We start from the raw sequence: 16,752 nt of genomic DNA, 5'->3' as shown, positions 1-16,752 counted from the left end.
AATGAACGAAAGGATGATCAGTGGCTGGCAAACGGATATTCCCCGGGTCAGGAACCCACCTTCAGGCGACGGGCATCACGTTACCTACCGATTCATGAACACGACCGAACTGGCCGAGCGCGAAGCCAGGCAAAGCGCTTATGAGGCCATGCTGGCCCGGCAGGATGCGTTTGAGCGCAGCCGGCAGATCGCTGTCATAAAAGACGAGGCGGTTCGGGCCGGATGCGTGTTCGCGAAGTCTTGCAAGCTGCCGGACGCGATCATTGATTACTCGAATCCCTCCGGGATGGTGCCGACCGACAGCCTGAGGGATTACGGCGAATTCGCTTTGCTCGGTACCCGTGAGATCGATGACGCCGGGCTGCGGAACCTGCAAACCATCAGCGGCAATACCGTTTCACTCGGCCTCGGGCGCCTTGCTCTTCGAAGCCCGACACTCGTCACGCCAACACTAGGTCTAGGTGCCACCATCGGCGCTACCGGTGCCGCACTCATGACCGGCATGGTCGCTTTGCTCTGGACGCCCAGCCTGGGTGACAGCGCTCTCTACACCGAGGAACAATTGCGCGCCCTCAAGCAAGCCCGCACCCGTGTTCGCCTGCGTATCGAGCAACAAACCGACGGTGCTCTCAAAGGTTATGCCTTCTACACCGGCAAGCATCGCGACTGGGAAATGGTCGATGTCGTGAAACTGGAAGCCCGCGACAGCCAGTACGTCGCGAATCTGGGTGAAGGCGTCGAGCTGATCTGGACACCCGCCGTAGACGGCTCCGACATTCTCGGCATTCCTGCTCTCGAAGCCGCCCCGCGGGCACCACATATCTGGGTTTACCCACCAACGAAAGCGGCGAACGACATCCTTGTGAATCCGGTTTATCCGCCGGAGTACAAGGATTTCATCCTGGTGTTTCCGGAGAGTTCGGGGGTAAGGCCGGTTTATATTGTGGTGAGTGTTTCTGATCACAAATATCATCCGGCACCGACCGGACTTGCAGCGTTCCCGGATGCGCTCAAGACAGATCGTAAGACTTCCGTTAAAGGAGGCGGCGGGCTTAGAAAGCGGTGGAAAACCAGTAAAGGAGTGATTTTTGAATGGGACTCACAACACGGGACTGTCGAGATGTATGACAAACGAGGTCGCCATCTCGGCGAGTATGACCCAGGAACTGGTGCGCAAACCAAACCAGCGGACGGCACGAGGACAGTAGAACCATGATCTATCTAATCGAGGCATTTGATAAAGAAAGTGGTTTCCTGGCTTTTGAAGAGGAACTCCCAAGTGCCTCAGATCAGGCTATAAAAACCATCATGGGATGGACGGTGGAGCAGGAAGGTTGGGAGGGATACGATCTCTCACACGAACAGCTTGGAGCCCTGGAAAAACTACTGGGGAAAGAAATTTATAACCCTGCATATAAATTCCAGCTCAGCTGCAATGTGTAAAGGATGGTTCTTACACCGGTGAGCAGAACAAACCGGCCTCTCCAAAGAGAAGGATAGAACCATGACTCATGTGATTTATGCGTTTGATCGATCAACCCAATCTCTGGTTTTCGAGGTGCCTATCTCGGCAGAGGATATCGAGCAGCTGCAAGTCATCATGAAATGGAATGACGCAGAAGACGAACTCTACGGTTACGATCTTGATTATCAGCAGCTAGCACAATTGGAAACGTTAACCGGAAGATCCTTCTACGACCCTCAATACGATTACCAACTGGCTAGCTACGGAAATTGAAATGTAGTCATCTATACCGTCATGCGAGGTTGCTGCCGGGATCAACGATTGAGTTGACGCCACCAATCGCCAGCAGGCTGGCTCCTACAGGTTTTGCATCATCCTGAAAACAATCAGTGCAACCCGCCCCGCCTCCCGCTATTAATACCCCTCCCCCACTCAAGGATCCGAGCCCCACCATGAAATTCGATCTCGCCTACTGCCTCAGCCTCGACGACAAGTTGTCGATCTATGACGTTCGCGATCTCAATTTCGATGAGACGGTGGCCTTCGACTCTGCGAAGGAACACTTCCAGTGCCCCAACGATGCCTGTCGCTCAGCGTTCGAAGCTTCCAATGAGTTGGGCACGTTCAACGCCAAGAATGTGAATTACGTGCGCACGCCGCACTTCAAGAACTTGCCCGGTACGCAACATGTGGCGGGTTGTCCATATGTGAGTTTGAAGACTTCCGCGTCAGGGATTGAGGCGGCGGAGGGTGAGGTGGATGACGGGCGGGAGGAGCATTTCCCGTCAGAGTTGTTGCTGGCGCGGCGTGAGTATGTGCGCAAGCCTGCTGCGCCTGCGGGGGCGGCGGATGTGTTGCGGGATGATCCGGTGCGGGTGGCGCAGGTGAGTTCCAAGGAGTCGCCGGGGCGTGAGACGGCGCCGGACAAGACCAGTGTGTTTGCGCATCCGGTGGAGTGTTTTGTGTCGAACTTCGCCGACAAGGAGTTGCTCAAGCGTATGCCGCTGAAGATCGGCGAGCACACGGCGCCTTATGGTTCGTTCTTCAAGAAGATCGAGTATCTGACGGACAACAAGGGGCTGATTTACTGGGGCAAGATCAAGGAGATCAAGGATTACACCCAGAGTTTTCGCATTGATTTCGAGCAGAAGGTCTGGTTCAAGCAGGCGGATGAGGCGAAGAAGAAGCCGTATTCGGTGAACGTTTACTTGAGCAAGAAGTTGATCGACAACTACCGCAAGCGCAAAGCGTTTCTGGAAGAGATCAAGCACGCGATCGACAGTGACAAGGAGTTGTTCTGTTTCTTCTATGGCGTGACGCCGGAGTTGAAGCAGGTGCCGAGCAAGAAGAACCCCGAACAGACGTTCGGGGTGTTCAGTGCCAACATCGAGAACCTGGATCACTTCATTGTGCGGGAAGCGCCGGGGTTGGCGTGACGCTTAGCCTTTGGGCAATTGCAGTTTCGCTTCTCCACGGTGCTGGTTGACCAGCGAATACGGCAGCACCGACCAATCGGGGTCGTCGCAGTTGCGTTGGTAACGGGCGAAGTAAGCCCCCAGGTAAATGCCCTTCGGCGTGAAGTGCCAGTTGGAATAACCCCAGACGCTTTCATCGGTGTAATCGCAACTGCCGTCGTCTTCGGCGGGCTTCTTCATTTCTTCGGGGTACAGCGTGGTGAACTGTTTGACCAGCCACGGCGCCATGACTTTCATCTGATCGTATTCGGTGGCCGCGCTATTGGGTTCACCAATCCACAGTACATCCTTTAGTTTCAACAACTCGCCAGTGTGGACATCCAGGTTGATCGGCGAGCTGCCGAAGTCCGGATGGGCACCGCCGCAGCTGTAACCGGTGGAGATGTCCAGGCTGACCACGTCGGGCGAGAGAAACTCAGGGGCGGCACCTTGATCGAACTCGGCGTATTCCCCACCATCCATCATGCAGCGGTGATAGTCGATAACCTCCGTCCAGAGTCGTCCGAGCAAGTGGTTGTTGATGCGCCGCTGCTCTTCTTTCGTGTAGCCGGACTCGACACTGAACAGCGAAATCTTCGACTCAGGCTCCGTCCACCATTGCAGGTCGTAGCCCATGAAGTTTTCTTTCTTCTCCGGTTTTAACTTGAGCCCCTGTAAGCGCAAATACTCGTAGGGATCGTCCTTCGGCAAAGTGGCAATAAAGGGCAGCGTCGTTGCGGTCGGTGCAGGAAGTTTCGCCTCGGTCAGCTGGACCGGCAGCTTCTTGCCCTTGGGGTTTTGCCATTCGCCCTGCCAACCGTTGGCAGTGGACTTAAGCTTCAAAGTCGGCAGCGGCTTGTCATCGCCATAACGGTTGTTACCTTCAACAAGGTTCAACGTGCTGTCTTGCCGCGAGCCGCTGAGTTCCAGGTCGCGGTGATACTTCTCATAGAAGTAGCGGCCGGTGACTTCGTCCTGCTGCGTGGTGTTGAGCTCCAGCACAATCGGCATCGTGCCCAACGTACCGGTGAACACGCGCCGGCCATCTTCGGCATGGGCGGTGGAAATCAGTGTAAACAGCGCCGCAGCGTATGGCGCCAGGCGCAGCAGTCCCTTGAGCATGGATCGATCCCTGAGTGAGTCGGAGGTTGCGCCGTTATGTATAGATCGGCGCAGGTCAGTTTCGCGGCGGATTATGGCGGGGACTTTCTCAGGAATCGAGTGCGACCAAAAATTTCAGCGCTGCAGCGATTCTTCAAAAGCACTAATCTCCTGTTTCGCCTTTCTGCGCCGTTTTAAAGCGGCGCGAATGTCTGCTTCATCCACTGAGCAATACTGACGCAACCAGTGAGCAATCATTTCTTTATCCGGCCAGAAACACTCTTTTTGGCCTTTACTTCTGGGCGTGTCGTTCATCTGCGCATCGAAGCCAATGGCGGCCCGTTCGCCCTGCGGTAAACACCCCCACTCCGCTGCACAATCCTGAAAAAACCAGGCAATCTCATCGATGTGTTTTTGCGCACTGCGATGGCTACGTCGATAAAACCTGTGTTCGCGACGGGCCTCCTCCACTCGCTGCGGCATGATGCCGGCATCGACCCAGTTCATGAGGTCGTGATTGATCGCATCGCGCATTAATCCTTCACGCCAACGGTCAGCAAACCAGGCAACAAAACCTTCAGTGTCAGCCTTCTTGGCATCGGCAAAGATCATGCAATAACGAGTTTCCACGTGGATGACGAACAGTACATGCTTACGCTGCACGGTTATGGCGTGTACCAGCCACTGCTCGACGAAAGGGGCGTGCTCATCATCCTCAATAACTGATGACGGTGGTTCAGGATCCACCGGCGTGAGCTTTTTGCCTTTATGCACATGGCTAAAGAACTTACTGGCGGCCTCGGTACAATTGAAGACCAACATCTGGGTTCTCTGCTAAATACGGGTCAATGACACTCAGAAGTCATATTTGCTTTCTTCGGCCCATTCAATTTCATAAGGCTGGCGAACGGCGCCTGAAATACGCTCCCGCATATCTTCACTGAGCGCTGACAATTCCGCGTCGGTCAGCAAGTCATGCGCGACCATCAACATCAGAGGCAGCATTACGTTTGAGCGACTCATCCGACCATCGAATACCGCTGCCATATCCTTGTCTCGACTTCGAATCATGCGATAGAGCGTCAGGTAGCGGGCGTGCGCTGACAGCGTACTGTTTTGAGCGACGATCTGGGTCTCCGCCAGTACGCCTTGGCAAAATCGATCCAGCGCCAACTTGCGCAGCTCCTTGAATGTCTTCCAGTCACTTTCCAAGATCGCCATATTTCCTCCGCGAAGCAATTTTCAGTGGAGCCGGGGAAGGCCTCATCTTATAGACATGCCCAGCAAAACAAGAATCAGCAATCCAATATAGACCCAAGCATGCACCCGATCCGGTATCCGCCCGATCCACGGCGTGGCCAATCGAATCCCGACCAACGACCCCAACGTCAGCACCGCAAATGCCAGCAAATCCACATACCCGACAAACCACGCCCCCAGATCCGTCTCGCTGAAACCGGCCAGCGCCATGTAGGTCAGTGTCCCGGCCACTGCCACCGGCACGCTCAACGGGTTCGCCATGGATGTGGCCTGGGACATGCTCAGTCCGCAGCGACGCAAGAGCGGCACGGTCATGACGCTTCCTCCTACGCCGAGGAACGTGGCGATGGCGCCGATGCCTACACCGCCGCCAGACGTTTCTGTATTTCCGAGTCGACGTGGGATGACGCCTTCCGTGCGTGTGAGGAATCCGCGTCTGATCAAGCAATCGATGATGGTCACGCCGAGGTAGGCGATGAAGGCGTAGCGAATGATATCGCCGCTGACCCACACCGCCGCCATCGCGCCGATGATCGCGCCCAGGGCGATGAAGCCTCCTAACGGCCACAGATAATGGCGGATCAGGTTGCCGGCACGGCGGTGTTTGTCGGTGGCGATCAGGGCGTTGACGATCATCACGCACGTCGAGGTGGCGACGGCAATGTGCATCGCTGATTGGCTGATGGGGTCGTCGGCGCCGTGGCTGGCGGTGAGCATGCGATAAAGCAGCGGCACGACGACAAAGCCGCCGCCGAAACCGAAGAGCACGGCGGTAATGCCGGTCAGGCAGCCGAAGAGAGTCAGCAGGAGGTAGAGCATGGCGCGTTTTCCGGTGGTGGGAAGCTATCGACGATAGAGCGACATGGCTTGGCCTGCTTCAGCAACTCAGCCAATAATGTTCGCGTTCACGCCAATGACCGGGAAACGCTCGATGCGCAATGTCTCAATCAATCTGCTGGATGACACGCCGCGCCCGGTGGTGGCGATCGGTACGGATTATTCCCACGGCCATCTGTTGCCATTTCATACGCATCGACGGGCGCAATTGCTATACGGCGCGACCGGGGTGATGCAGGTTCGCACCCATGACGGTAATTGGGTGGTGCCGCCGCAGCGGGCGGTATGGATTCCGCCGGGGGTGGCGCATGAGGTGTTGATGCTGGGGGTGAGCACGCGCAGCTTGTACATCGAGCCAGGGGCGGTGGACTTGGGGCAGCGTTGCCAGGTGATCAGCGTTTCGCCGTTGATGCGGCACTTGTTGATGGAAGCGGTAGAAGTGCCGCTGACCTATGAACTCGCCGGGCGCGACGGCGTGCTGATCGACTTGCTGCTGCATGAACTGGCGCGCAGTGCGCCCCTGCCCTTGCACATTCCGCTGCCGACTGACGGAAAGCTCCTGTCTTTGTGTCAGACCTTTCTGCATCAACCGAACGCCCATCAATCGCCGCAACACTGGGCCGATCAGTTGCACATAAGCTTGCGCACCTTCAACAGACTGTTTCGGCAACAGACCGGGCTGAGCTTCAGCCAATGGCGGCAGCAGGCCTGCGTGGTGTTGGCACTGGCACGTCTGGCAGCCGGTGAAGCGGTGACGCGGATCGCCCTGGACTTCGGTTATGAGAGCCCTGCGGCGTTCTCGACGATGTTTCGGCGCATCCTCGGGCAGGCACCGTCCGTCTGGTTGGAGGCGGCGAACTAGGGCAAATCAAAAAATGCGTTTGATCCCGGCCGAAAACAACTGTACAAAAACACAGTACATTTTCAATCAGCACTCTTGAGCCCGGAGCACACCATGGCCTCTCTTGCGATGAACCACATCCTCGAACGCATTGCCCTTTTCCAGTTCACCCCGACGCACTGCGTCCAGGCCCGAGCGATGCTGGGCTGGAGCGTGGAACAGCTGTCGCGCGAGGCCGAGGTTTCGGCGGAAGACATTCAGCGGTTTGAAGCGCAACAGGACGTTTCGGATGCGGCGCGGTTGGCGCTGGCTTATCGGTTTGAGGCGCAGGGGCTGGTGTTCTTTCCCGGGTTTGCGCCGGGTCGTAAATTGAATCCTCAGGCTATGCAGCAGAACGTTGTAGAGCGTGGGGATTTCGCTTAGGTGGAATGATTACTTGAACGTAGGGTGTCGTAACTCGGCCGAGGCTTGTTCATAGCTGTAGGCCATGGCGAATAATTGCGGCTCGCTCCATGGTTTGCCAAAAAAGAACACGGAGGTCGGCAACCCGTCATCGTTCATGCCCGACGGCAAGCTGATCGCGGGGTAGCCGGCGACAGCGGCGGAGAACTGCGAGTAACCATCGGCTTCGGCAACCATTGCATCGAGGTTGTGCTCGTGCAGTTTCTCGTCAATGGCGACTTTGAATTTTTCGCTGATGGCTGCAAGCGAAGCGCTTGCCTGATCATGCGTCATGCTCAGATCGTTGATCGCTTCAAGCATGGCCTGTCCGTGACCTTCTTTGCCGGGATTGGTTTTGTTGAAGTCGATCAACGCTTGCAGCGACTGGATCGGTAGACCGGGACGACTGGCAAAATATTCCGGCAATTCGTATTTCATTCCGCCCATCAAACCGGGGATGTAGCCATCGATATCCGGCAAACGAACAGTCACAGGCACGATCGTAGCGCCTTGCTCCTGCAGTCTGACCATGGCCATCAGAAATTCAATGCCGGGGGTCAGAGGCATACCATTGGTGCCGACATATGCAACGGGATAACCGATGCGTTTGCCTTGCAGGGCATCGTTGGACAACTGCGCGGTGTAATCGATACCTGTCGGTGCGCCCGAAGTGGCGGAGTCTGCAACATCGACACCTTGCAGGACATTGAACATCAGCGCCGCATCGCGAACGGTACGACTGAGGGTACCCGGAGTGTCTTGCAGACGAGTGATCGGCACGATCCCGGATCGGCTTAACAGACCCCGGGTTGGTTTCACACCCACCACACCGTTGGCCGATGCCGGGCAAGAGATCGAACCATTGGTTTCAGTGCCCAGGGACAGCGGCGCAAAACCTGCTGCCACAGCAGAGGCGGAACCGGAACTGGAGCCGCAGGTGCTTTCACTCGACAGGTGTGGGTTTTTCCCTTGGCCACCGCGGCCACTCCAGCCATGCGGCAGAGCCATGTCTCGCGCGTAAGCCCACTCACTCATGTTGGTTTTACCCAACACAATCGCGCCGGCATCCCTCAATTGTTTAACCACAAAAGCATCATCGGCAGCCGGCTGACCGACCATCGCTAAAGAACCCGCGCTGGTTTGCAGGTTGTCGGCGGTATCGAAGTTGTCTTTGAGCAGCACAGGAATCCCATGCAGCGCCCCCCGCGCCCGACCTTCTGCACGTTCTTTGTCCAGCGCCTTGGCAATGTCGAGGGCTTGCGGGTTGAGCTCGATGACGGAGTGAAGGGCCGGGCCCTGTTTGTCCAGGTCAGCAATCCGCTGCGTGAGGTGCTCAACCAGTGCAACGGAGGTCAGTTCATTGTTCGCCATCAGGCTACTGAGTTCAGTGACGCTGGCGTATTCGAGCGCGGAACTCGCCGTGGCGCTGGCAATGGTTGTGGCTGTCAGCGAAATCAGGATGGCTTGCGCCAGCGTGTTCATACGGCGTTTGAAGAGGTGTTTCATATGGATCGTCCTTGTATGAAAAAAAGCGAGTGAGTCGTTCACTCGCGACACAGCCTACCAACACCGTCAGAAAGAGCTGTCAGCAACAAGGACAATCATAAGTAGGAAAAGTCAGCCTGACTTGTAGCCGCTACACGGAACGGAGGCTTTTTCTGACACATTTTCTTCCAGATTCAACCACTACTGAGCCCGCCAGTGAATGTGCTGAAGCCCAGCCCCTCGATCAAGGACAGAGGGGCGTATTGAGGCGGTGTTCCCTTGACGCGGCAAGCCGTCAGGCGCCCTGCACCACCGCTTCAGTCTCCCCTTCAACCGCCAACCACCACGCTCCACCACGTTGCGGCTGCATCAGGTTGAACGCCTCCCCCATCTGCGGCGTAGTAATCGAAACACTGCGCTCCCACGCCAGCGACAGAATCCGGTCAAACGGTTCATGCCAGGCGTGCATCGCCAGGTCGAAGGTGCCGTTGTGGATCGGGAATAGCCAGCGGCCCTTGAGGTCGATGTGGGCTTGCAGGGTTTCTTCCGGTTGCATGTGCACGTGTGGCCATTCGACGTTGTACGCGCCGGTTTCCATCAAGGTCAGGTCGAACGGGCCGTACTGTTCGCCAATACGCTTGAAGCCGTCGAAGTAACCGCTGTCGCCGCTGAAGAAGATCCGCGTTTCACCGTCGATCATCACCCACGAGGCCCACAGGGTGCTGTTGCCGTCGAACAGGCCACGACCGGAGAAGTGCTGCGACGGCGTGGCGACGAAGCGGATGCCGGCGATTTCGGTACCCTGCCACCAGTCGTACTGGCGGACTTTGCTGGCGTCGATGCCCCATTTGATCAAGGTGTCGCCGACGCCCAGAGGGGTCAGGAAGTAGTTGGTCTTGGCGGCCAGTTTCAGCACCGCTTCATAATCGAGGTGGTCGTAGTGATTGTGCGACAGGATCACCGCTTCAATCGGCGGTAGCTGGTCGATGCTGATCGGCGGCTGGTGGAAGCGTTTCGGGCCGGCCCATTGCACCGGCGAAGCGCGCTCGGCGAAGACCGGATCGGTGATCCAGAACTTGTCGCGCATCTTCAGCAGCAAGGTCGAGTGCCCGAGGCGGTAGACGCTGTGATTCGGCGCTGCCAGCAGGTCTTCACGCGTCAACGGTTGCACCGGGATCGCGGCGGCCGGTCGGGTATTGCGCGGCTTGTGGAAGATCATGTTCCACATGATCCTCAGCATCTTGCGAAAACCTTCGCGCTGCACCGGGGCATGGTTACGGAATAGCCCTTGATCCTGGCGAGAGGCTTCAGGCGTGGAAGTTTGATCCGCAGAGAACACTGGATTGGCCATGACTGAATGACTCCAGAAAAACCGCGCAATTCACGGTTTTTCACGGTGGGACGATAAATGGCCAAGGCACGCACGCATCAGCCGAACTTTCTGGTTTTTAGGTTGCGAGGATTAACGCAACATTACACTGGTCGGTGTAGTTTCTAGGTTGCATCAAACGCGGCGACAAGTAAACTGCCAAGTGTAATTTCACCTTTTTTCTGCCGAAGCGTACTTATGACAGCTCCAAAGCGCCTTACCGACCGCAAACGCGAAGCCATCATCCAGGCGGCGATTGCCGAATTCCGTGCCAACGGTTTCGAGATCACCAGCATGGACAAGATCGCGGCCACCGCCGGGGTGTCGAAGCGCACGGTGTATAACCATTTCCCGAGCAAGGAAGAGCTGTTCGCCGAAATTCTCAACCAACTCTGGGCACGCATCACCGCCGAGCAGGCCGTGACCTATCGCGCGGATCAGCCGCTGCGCGAGCAACTGCAGCAGATGCTGTTGGCTAAATTGCAGATGATGGCCGATGACAATTTCCTCGGTCTGGCCCGGGTGGCAATTGCCGCCACCATCCATTCCCCGGAGCGCGCGCAGGACATGGTGGCGCGCATGGGCGAACGGGAAGAAGGCCTGACGGTGTGGATTCGCGCTGCTCAGGCGGATGGCCGGCTGAAAGCCGTGGACGCGGAGTTCGCCGCACAGCAGTTGCAAGGACTGCTGAAGTCGTTCGGTTTCTGGCCACAGATTTCCATGGGCCAGCCGCCACTGGATGCGGCAACCCGGAAAGCCGTGGCCGAGTCGGCACTGGAGATGTTTCTGGCGCGATACCAGCGCTAAACCGCCTATCTCCTGCGCCCGCCACGATTAAATGGCTCGAAAGGACACTGATCATTCCTGCTGGAATAAATGACAATGTGCGCAATTGACCGACGGACGGTCGACCTGAAATAAATACTGCAAAGTATTTCAGGATGAATCTGGCGCAGGACATCATGGAAAACCAACGCGGCAAAGGCTTGTCATTCGCCAGACGCATCTATCTGCCAAGGGCCATCGGTCTGGGCGTCGGCTTTTTCAGCGTAGCGGCAGCGCTGTATCCGCTGCACATGCCGTCCTGGCTCTGGGCGCTGCTGGTGTTCAACGGTTTTGTCTGGCCACATCTGGCTTATCAGGTGTCAACGCACTCGACCTTCCCCTACCACGCCGAACGTCGCAACCTGTTGTACGACTCGTTGTGCGGTGGCTTCTGGACTGCATGTTTTCAGTTCAACCCGCTGACCACCGTGACCATTCTGTCGATGATGACCATGAACAACGTCGCCGCCGGTGGACGACGACTGTTCCTGTTCGGCGCCCTCGCCCAACTCGCCGGCGTACTGCTGGGCTGGGCAGTCTTCGGGTTCAAGTTCAGCCTGACCATGACGCAGATCCAGGTCTGGGCCTGCCTGCCGATGCTCACCCTGTATCCACTGGCGCTGGGTCTGGTCTCTTATCAACTGGCGATCAAACTTGCCCAGCACAAACGTGCGTTGAGCGCCCTCAGCCGTACCGACAGCCTCACCGGCCTGCTCAACCATGGCGCGTGGAAAGATCTGCTGCACAGCAAGTTCGAGCACTGCCAGCAGCACAACACCCTGGATATTCTGGCGCTGATCGACATTGATCACTTCAAGTCAATCAACGACAACTACGGACACATCATCGGCGACGCGGTGCTGCGGCATCTGTCCCGCGAGCTCAAGCAACTGGCCGAAGGTGAACCGGCGGGCCGCTATGGGGGGGACGAGTTCTGCGTGATCCTGCCCGATCAGCCCCTGCACAAGGCCGAGGCACGGATGGAGCAACTGCGTCTGGCGTTGCATCAGTACCGTCATCCCGATGTGCCGGAACTGCGGGTCAGCCTGAGTATTGGCCTGGCGCGTTTTCAGCCGGCCTACAGCGATGCCGTCGCCTGGCTGGATGACGCCGACAAGGCGCTCTATACCGCCAAACACACGGGGCGCAACACGATCAGCGTGGCGCTGGGCCGTCCGAGCTCAAACGACGCCAGCCAATTCAGCCTTTGAAAAAACTGTAAACATGTTGGCTCGCACTTTCTTGTACAAGAAGAATTAGTTTGTATAAGATCTGCTCGCCAGCCTGGATGCTGGCATTTTGAAGTCAACGGCCAATGCCTACCCTGCATTGGCTCTGGCAGCGCGGAAACAGGGACACAAACCTCGTCTTTCCCTACTTCCAGGTACTGCTCACATGTTTTTCAATCGCCACCAGTCCGCCCTCAATGACCTTCAACACACCATCACCCAACAGAACGGCTTGCTTGAAGCCATCAACCGCTCCATGGCGGTGATCGAGTTCGATCTGGACGGCGTGGTACTAATTGCCAATGACAATTTCCTCAGGACCACCGGCTACCGCGCCGAACAGGTGATTGGCCAGCCTCACCGGTGTTTCTGCACCCCGGCATTTGGCCGCAGCGCGCAATACACCGAGCTGTGGTCGCGCCTGAAAAATGGCCAGTTCCAGTCCGGGACCTTCGAGCGGGTCAACAGTCAAGGCCAGCCGATCTGGCTGGAAGCCAGCTATAACCCGATCAAGGATGCATCGGGGCGGGTGGTCAAAGTGGTCAAGTACGCCATGGACGTGACGATCAAGGTGCAGCAGGAAAGCGAAGCCAACGCCAAGCTTCAGGCGATCGATCGGGCGATGGCGGTGATCGAATTCAACCTCGACGGCAGTATTCTCACGGCCAACCAGAATTTTCTGACGCGCATGGGTTACACCCTTGCTGAATTGAAGGGTAAACATCACCGGTTGTTCTGCCGCCCGGAACTGGTCAACAGCAGCGCCTACGAGGATTTCTGGCGGCGGTTGAATCAGGGGGAGCTGTTTCAAGGCCAGTTCGAACGCGTCGACAAACGCGGCCAGACCGTGTGGCTGGAGGCCAACTACAACCCGGTGTACGACGCCTCCGGACGCCTGTGCAAAGTGGTGAAATTCGCCACGGACGTCAGCGCCCGTGTCGAGCAGCATGAACAGGATGCACGCAGCGCCAGCGCGGCTTATCACATCTCCGTCGAGACCCGGAAAGTCGCCGAGCAAGGCACCCAGGTGATCCAGCAAGCGGCCAGCGAAATGCGTGAAATCGCTGACGACATCGCCCAGTCTTCTACGTTGATCGCGCAGCTCGGCGAACGCTCGGAGCAGATCACGGCGATCGTCAACACGATCCGCGCGATTGCCGACCAGACTAACCTGTTGGCGCTCAACGCGGCGATCGAGGCGGCGCGCGCCGGCGATCAGGGGCGCGGGTTTGCGGTGGTGGCGGACGAGGTGCGGCAGCTGGCGGCGCGTACCAGCGGCTCGACGGCAGAGATTTCCAGCATGATCGGTCTGATCCAGAGCGAAACCCGCCAGGCGATCAAGAGCATGGAAGGCACCCGTGGCCGGGCGGCACAAGGCGTTGAACTGGCGGATCAGGCCGGCAGTGTGATTCTGCAGATCCGCGATGGCGCCAGCGAAGCGGTGCAGGCGGTGAGCATGTTTGCCAATGAGCGTGCACCTGGGTGATCGCTGTGTCGGGGTGTTAGACCGCGTCGCGGCCTTCGCGAGCAAGCCCGCTCACACAGGGCAACGCACTCCAATGTAGGCGCGGGCTTGTTCGCGAAGGGGCCGCCAGCCTCGGCACAGGGCTATAGTGATCAATAGCCCTGAAGCCTGCCGAGTCCATCATGACCACAGAAAAACCCGAAACACCCGCCACTGCCCCCGTCGATCACCTGCGCTTCCATCGCCCCCACGCTCACCTGAACACCACGTTCGGCGACGACAAGTTCGCCCTGCGCGCCGAGGCATTCGCGCGATTCTTCGGCACGCCGACGTTTCTTGGCGCGCAAACCCTGATCGTACTGTTGTGGGTTTTACTCAACGTGACGGGCATCACCACGTTCGACGTGTACCCGTTCATTCTGCTGAACCTCGCGTTCAGCCTGCAATCGGCCTACGCCGCGCCGTTGATCCTGCTGGCACAAACTCGCCAGGCCGCGCGGGACAAGGCGCAAGCGGACGCCGACGCGCAACACCGTGAAGCGCTGGCGACGGCCAACAGCGAGCGCCAGGCGCAAGCGGCGAAGAACACCACGCAACTGCTTGAACTGTTGGAGCAGAACACCCGCCTCACCGAAATGACCAAGAGCCTGACCGAACGCATCGAGGGTTTGACGCGCGAGTTGCACGAGCACATGTGCCAGACCCGACAGCCCTGATCAGGGCAAACGCAGCGCCCGCCCCAGCTCGTCGAACAGCGTGACCACCGAGCGCAACGCCCGGCAGTCCGGGCGGGTCAGCAACCACAGCGCGGTGTCGTAGCCATGCAGCGGTTCGCTGAGGGCCTGCACCCCCTCGGTGATCAGAAAGTCCGGCAACGCCGCCACGCCGAGTCCGCCGCGCACCAGCTCGGTAACCGAGAGCATGCTGTTGCAGCGATAAGCCGGGATCACGCCGGGCAACTGCTGCCGGCGCCAGGCGACGGTCGGGTGATCCGGCAGAAACTCGTCCGGGGCGATCCAGGTCAGCGCCGCCAGATCCGTCGCATCAACGCTTTGCAGATAACGCGCACTGGCACAGACCCGATAGGAAATCTTCGCCAGTTGGCGTCCGACCAGATGCTCGGGCGGCGTGCGCGTCAGGCGCAGGGCGATGTCGGCATCGCGTCGGCTGAGGTTGGCGAAATCGTTGGAGGTGCTGAGTTCGATGGTCAGCGCCGGGTAGTTCGGCATGAACTGCGCCAGCGCCGGTAACAGCAGCCCTTGCAGCACCGAGTCGGTACAAGTCAGGCGCACCGTGCCGCTGACCACTTCCCCGCCCTGCTCGACACCGATCCGCGCCGCTTCCAGTGCCTGCTCGGCGCACTCGGCCTGCTCGGCCAGCGACTGCGCGAGCGTGGTCGGCAGGTAGCCGGTGCGGCTCTTTTCGAACAACTGCTGACCCAGCGCCGACTCCAGACGCCGCACCGCGCGAAACACCGTCGACACGTCTACCCTGAGCAACTGCGAAGCCCGGGCCAGAGAGCCGCCGCGCACCAGAGCGAGAATCAGCGTCAGATCCGGGTAGTCGAGTCGATAGTGCGTCGCTGCATTGATCACTTGGGGAAACGCCAATATTGAGTGCGTGAACGCCAATCTATAGTGAGCCCCATCAATCAACAACAGGCAATCACTGTGGCGAAGGAGCTGCCTCCCTCGCCACAAAAACACGCCGTATTATTCAATAAAGGAAATCCCATGGACGCCATTTCCATCGCCCTGATCGGCGATTACGACCCGCAAGTCACCGCCCACCAGGCGATCCCCGTCGCACTCGGGATGATCGCCGAGCAGACTGGCCGCGATGTGCAATTCCAATGGTTGCCCACCGAACACATCCACGCCGACACCGCGCTGGATCACTTCGACGGTTTCTGGTGTGTCCCGGCCAGTCCCTACAAAAGCGAAGCAGGCGCCTTGCGCGCGATTCGTTTTGCCCGCGAACAACAGCGCCCGTTCCTCGGCACCTGCGGTGGCTTTCAGCATGCGGTGCTGGAGTTTTCGCGCAATGTGCTGGGCTGGGCCGATGCCGAACATGGCGAGACGTCACCCGATTCGGAGCGAGCGGTGCTCACGCCGCTGACCTGTTCACTGGTGGAAGCGGTGGACAGTATTCATCTGATCGCAGGTTCGTTGATCGCCAAAGCGTACGAAGCGTCCGAGATTCATGAAGGCTATCACTGCCGGTTTGGCGTGAATCCGCAGTTTCAACAAGCGTTGCTGACCCATCGGCTACGCGCTGTCGGCCACGACTCGGCGGGCGACTTGCGCGCAATCGAATTGACCGACCATGTGTTTTTTGTCGCCACGTTGTTCCAGCCGGAACGTGCGGCGCTCAAGGGTCAGGTGCCGCCGCTGGTGCGGGCGTTCGTCGAAGCCTGCGTGGAGCCGCGCCAATGAGACCGGACCCGACCTGTTTTGCGGTGATTTTCACCTCGACCCGCACCGAGGGTGACAACGGCTACGCGGCGGCGTCGGAGCGCATGATGGAGCTGGTCAGCCAGCAACCGGGGTTTCTCGCAATTGATTCGATTCGCGGGGAAGACGGAGTCGGGATCACCATTTCGTATTGGGAGAGCGAAGCGGCGATTCTGGCCTGGCGCGAGCATCCCGAGCACCGGGTGATTCAGGCGCGTGGGCGGGCCGAGTGGTATTCGAAGTTTCAGACGCGGGTGTGTCGGGTGGAGCGGGAGTATCGGTTCGGGCAGTGATGACTGCGGCGTACCGACTGGCCTCTTCGCGAGCAAGCCCGCTCCCACAGGTACGGCGTTTGGGCTGTGAGTCTGGTGGGACTTGCACTGGCCTCTTCGCGAGCAGGCTCGCTCCCACAGGTACGGCGTTTGGGCTGTGAGTCTGGTGGGGTTGGCACTGGCCTCTCGCGAGTTGGCTCGCTCGCACAGGTTGAGCACAATTTGTGGGAGCGGGCTTGCTCGCGAAGGGGCCGC

The 16,752-nt window shown here is 58.5% G+C and carries 19 protein-coding genes and 1 pseudogene; 13 read left to right on the top strand and 7 right to left on the bottom strand.

Annotation, left to right across the window (positions count from 1 at the left end; all coding sequences use genetic code 11):
- Positions 1-13 precede the first annotated feature (13 nt).
- The 4 genes from U862_RS0124900 (at position 14) to U862_RS0124885 (ending at position 2,901) form a co-directional block, all read left to right on the top strand.
- Complete coding sequence (locus U862_RS0124900) at positions 14-1,216, top strand: colicin E3/pyocin S6 family cytotoxin (protein ID WP_049828048.1); 1,203 nt, start codon at positions 14-16, stop codon at positions 1,214-1,216.
- A complete protein-coding gene (locus U862_RS0124895; RefSeq protein ID WP_025112894.1) occupies positions 1,213-1,443 on the top strand; it encodes a hypothetical protein in 231 nt (76 codons plus the stop codon). The genes U862_RS0124900 and U862_RS0124895 overlap by 4 nt, the downstream gene beginning before the upstream one ends.
- Before the next feature lie 61 nt (positions 1,444-1,504).
- Positions 1,505-1,738 carry a hypothetical protein gene (locus U862_RS0124890; protein WP_025112893.1) on the top strand — a complete coding sequence of 78 codons (234 nt, stop codon included), beginning with the start codon at positions 1,505-1,507 and terminating at the stop codon, positions 1,736-1,738.
- Positions 1,739-1,917: 179 nt separating this feature from the next.
- Positions 1,918-2,901: a hypothetical protein gene (locus U862_RS0124885; RefSeq protein WP_025112892.1), complete on the top strand. Its 984-nt coding sequence runs from the start codon at positions 1,918-1,920 to the stop codon at positions 2,899-2,901.
- Positions 2,902-2,904: 3 nt separating this feature from the next.
- Here the strand turns inward: U862_RS0124885 and U862_RS0124880 are convergent, their stop codons facing one another.
- The 4 genes from U862_RS0124880 to U862_RS0124865 all read right to left on the bottom strand — a co-directional run bounded on the left by U862_RS0124880 (position 2,905) and on the right by U862_RS0124865 (position 6,099).
- A complete protein-coding gene (locus U862_RS0124880) occupies positions 2,905-4,041 on the bottom strand; it encodes a hypothetical protein (protein WP_025112891.1) in 1,137 nt (378 codons plus the stop codon).
- A 114-nt stretch (positions 4,042-4,155) separates the two neighbouring features.
- Positions 4,156-4,842, bottom strand: coding sequence for a hypothetical protein (locus U862_RS0124875; RefSeq protein ID WP_025112890.1), 687 nt, complete (start codon positions 4,840-4,842; stop codon positions 4,156-4,158).
- Positions 4,843-4,875: 33 nt separating this feature from the next.
- On the bottom strand, positions 4,876-5,241 hold the full coding sequence (locus U862_RS0124870; protein WP_025112889.1) for a hypothetical protein: 366 nt from the start codon (positions 5,239-5,241) through the stop codon (positions 4,876-4,878).
- A 42-nt stretch (positions 5,242-5,283) separates the two neighbouring features.
- Positions 5,284-6,099: a sulfite exporter TauE/SafE family protein gene (locus U862_RS0124865; RefSeq protein WP_025112888.1), complete on the bottom strand. Its 816-nt coding sequence runs from the start codon at positions 6,097-6,099 to the stop codon at positions 5,284-5,286.
- A gap of 112 nt (positions 6,100-6,211) precedes the next feature.
- On the opposite strand from U862_RS0124865, the gene U862_RS0124860 reads away from it, so the two are divergent.
- Both U862_RS0124860 and U862_RS0124855 read left to right on the top strand, forming a co-directional pair.
- Complete coding sequence (locus U862_RS0124860) at positions 6,212-6,979, top strand: helix-turn-helix domain-containing protein (RefSeq protein ID WP_025112887.1); 768 nt, start codon at positions 6,212-6,214, stop codon at positions 6,977-6,979.
- Positions 6,980-7,072: 93 nt separating this feature from the next.
- Entirely contained in the window at positions 7,073-7,381 is a 309-nt protein-coding gene (locus tag U862_RS0124855; protein ID WP_029977844.1) for a hypothetical protein, read from the top strand.
- A 9-nt stretch (positions 7,382-7,390) separates the two neighbouring features.
- Here the strand turns inward: U862_RS0124855 and U862_RS0124850 are convergent, their stop codons facing one another.
- Both U862_RS0124850 and U862_RS0124845 read right to left on the bottom strand, forming a co-directional pair.
- A complete protein-coding gene (locus U862_RS0124850) occupies positions 7,391-8,905 on the bottom strand; it encodes an amidase family protein (protein ID WP_025112886.1) in 1,515 nt (504 codons plus the stop codon).
- A gap of 274 nt (positions 8,906-9,179) precedes the next feature.
- Positions 9,180-10,235: an MBL fold metallo-hydrolase gene (locus U862_RS0124845; protein WP_025112885.1), complete on the bottom strand. Its 1,056-nt coding sequence runs from the start codon at positions 10,233-10,235 to the stop codon at positions 9,180-9,182.
- A 216-nt stretch (positions 10,236-10,451) separates the two neighbouring features.
- Between U862_RS0124845 and U862_RS0124840 the strand changes: the two genes are divergently transcribed.
- From U862_RS0124840 to U862_RS0124825, 5 genes and pseudogenes are all read left to right on the top strand, one after another.
- Entirely contained in the window at positions 10,452-11,060 is a 609-nt protein-coding gene (locus U862_RS0124840) for a TetR/AcrR family transcriptional regulator (RefSeq protein ID WP_025112884.1), read from the top strand.
- A 134-nt stretch (positions 11,061-11,194) separates the two neighbouring features.
- A complete protein-coding gene (locus U862_RS0124835) occupies positions 11,195-12,289 on the top strand; it encodes a diguanylate cyclase (RefSeq protein WP_371262586.1) in 1,095 nt (364 codons plus the stop codon).
- A 184-nt stretch (positions 12,290-12,473) separates the two neighbouring features.
- Positions 12,474-13,247, top strand: a pseudogene (locus tag U862_RS31550) (PAS domain-containing protein); the annotation flags it as partial.
- Between the two features lie 87 nt (positions 13,248-13,334).
- On the top strand, positions 13,335-13,793 hold the full coding sequence (locus U862_RS31545) for a methyl-accepting chemotaxis protein (RefSeq protein WP_371262588.1): 459 nt from the start codon (positions 13,335-13,337) through the stop codon (positions 13,791-13,793).
- 161 nt (positions 13,794-13,954) lie between these two features.
- Positions 13,955-14,488 (top strand): DUF1003 domain-containing protein, encoded by a 534-nt coding sequence (locus tag U862_RS0124825; RefSeq protein WP_025112881.1) that lies wholly within the window; start codon positions 13,955-13,957, stop codon positions 14,486-14,488.
- Here U862_RS0124825 and U862_RS0124820 read toward each other — a convergent pair whose 3' ends face one another.
- Complete coding sequence (locus U862_RS0124820; protein ID WP_025112880.1) at positions 14,489-15,430, bottom strand: LysR family transcriptional regulator; 942 nt, start codon at positions 15,428-15,430, stop codon at positions 14,489-14,491.
- Between the two features lie 75 nt (positions 15,431-15,505).
- Between U862_RS0124820 and U862_RS0124815 the strand changes: the two genes are divergently transcribed.
- Both U862_RS0124815 and U862_RS0124810 read left to right on the top strand, forming a co-directional pair.
- A complete protein-coding gene (locus tag U862_RS0124815; protein ID WP_025112879.1) occupies positions 15,506-16,207 on the top strand; it encodes a CTP synthase in 702 nt (233 codons plus the stop codon).
- On the top strand, positions 16,204-16,518 hold the full coding sequence (locus U862_RS0124810) for an antibiotic biosynthesis monooxygenase (RefSeq protein WP_025112878.1): 315 nt from the start codon (positions 16,204-16,206) through the stop codon (positions 16,516-16,518). Before U862_RS0124815 ends, U862_RS0124810 begins: the two co-directional genes overlap by 4 nt.
- The last annotated feature ends 234 nt before the right edge of the window (positions 16,519-16,752 follow it).

The organism is Pseudomonas sp. H1h (assembly GCF_000633255.1).
In the GTDB taxonomy this organism is placed as follows: domain Bacteria; phylum Pseudomonadota; class Gammaproteobacteria; order Pseudomonadales; family Pseudomonadaceae; genus Aquipseudomonas.
Note: the sequence above shows the minus strand (reverse complement) of the source record. Positions and strands in the feature narration are given on the sequence as shown.

What these genes read in the sequence shown, in the direction of transcription:
- U862_RS0124865 (WP_025112888.1), bottom strand. Translation starts at nt 6,099, where the DNA reads ATGCTCTACCTCCTGCTGACTCTCTTCGGCTGCCTGACCGGCATTACC.
- U862_RS0124900 (WP_049828048.1), top strand. Translation starts at nt 14, where the DNA reads ATGATCAGTGGCTGGCAAACGGATATTCCCCGGGTCAGGAACCCACCT.
- U862_RS0124870 (WP_025112889.1), bottom strand. Translation starts at nt 5,241, where the DNA reads ATGGCGATCTTGGAAAGTGACTGGAAGACATTCAAGGAGCTGCGCAAG.
- U862_RS0124880 (WP_025112891.1), bottom strand. Translation starts at nt 4,041, where the DNA reads ATGCTCAAGGGACTGCTGCGCCTGGCGCCATACGCTGCGGCGCTGTTT.
- U862_RS0124895 (WP_025112894.1), top strand. Translation starts at nt 1,213, where the DNA reads ATGATCTATCTAATCGAGGCATTTGATAAAGAAAGTGGTTTCCTGGCT.
- U862_RS0124815 (WP_025112879.1), top strand. Translation starts at nt 15,506, where the DNA reads ATGGACGCCATTTCCATCGCCCTGATCGGCGATTACGACCCGCAAGTC.
- U862_RS0124825 (WP_025112881.1), top strand. Translation starts at nt 13,955, where the DNA reads ATGACCACAGAAAAACCCGAAACACCCGCCACTGCCCCCGTCGATCAC.
- U862_RS0124850 (WP_025112886.1), bottom strand. Translation starts at nt 8,905, where the DNA reads ATGAAACACCTCTTCAAACGCCGTATGAACACGCTGGCGCAAGCCATC.
- U862_RS0124845 (WP_025112885.1), bottom strand. Translation starts at nt 10,235, where the DNA reads ATGGCCAATCCAGTGTTCTCTGCGGATCAAACTTCCACGCCTGAAGCC.
- U862_RS0124890 (WP_025112893.1), top strand. Translation starts at nt 1,505, where the DNA reads ATGACTCATGTGATTTATGCGTTTGATCGATCAACCCAATCTCTGGTT.
- U862_RS0124885 (WP_025112892.1), top strand. Translation starts at nt 1,918, where the DNA reads ATGAAATTCGATCTCGCCTACTGCCTCAGCCTCGACGACAAGTTGTCG.
- U862_RS0124875 (WP_025112890.1), bottom strand. Translation starts at nt 4,842, where the DNA reads ATGTTGGTCTTCAATTGTACCGAGGCCGCCAGTAAGTTCTTTAGCCAT.
- U862_RS0124855 (WP_029977844.1), top strand. Translation starts at nt 7,073, where the DNA reads ATGGCCTCTCTTGCGATGAACCACATCCTCGAACGCATTGCCCTTTTC.
- U862_RS0124835 (WP_371262586.1), top strand. Translation starts at nt 11,195, where the DNA reads ATGAATCTGGCGCAGGACATCATGGAAAACCAACGCGGCAAAGGCTTG.
- U862_RS0124810 (WP_025112878.1), top strand. Translation starts at nt 16,204, where the DNA reads ATGAGACCGGACCCGACCTGTTTTGCGGTGATTTTCACCTCGACCCGC.
- U862_RS0124840 (WP_025112884.1), top strand. Translation starts at nt 10,452, where the DNA reads ATGACAGCTCCAAAGCGCCTTACCGACCGCAAACGCGAAGCCATCATC.
- U862_RS0124860 (WP_025112887.1), top strand. Translation starts at nt 6,212, where the DNA reads ATGCGCAATGTCTCAATCAATCTGCTGGATGACACGCCGCGCCCGGTG.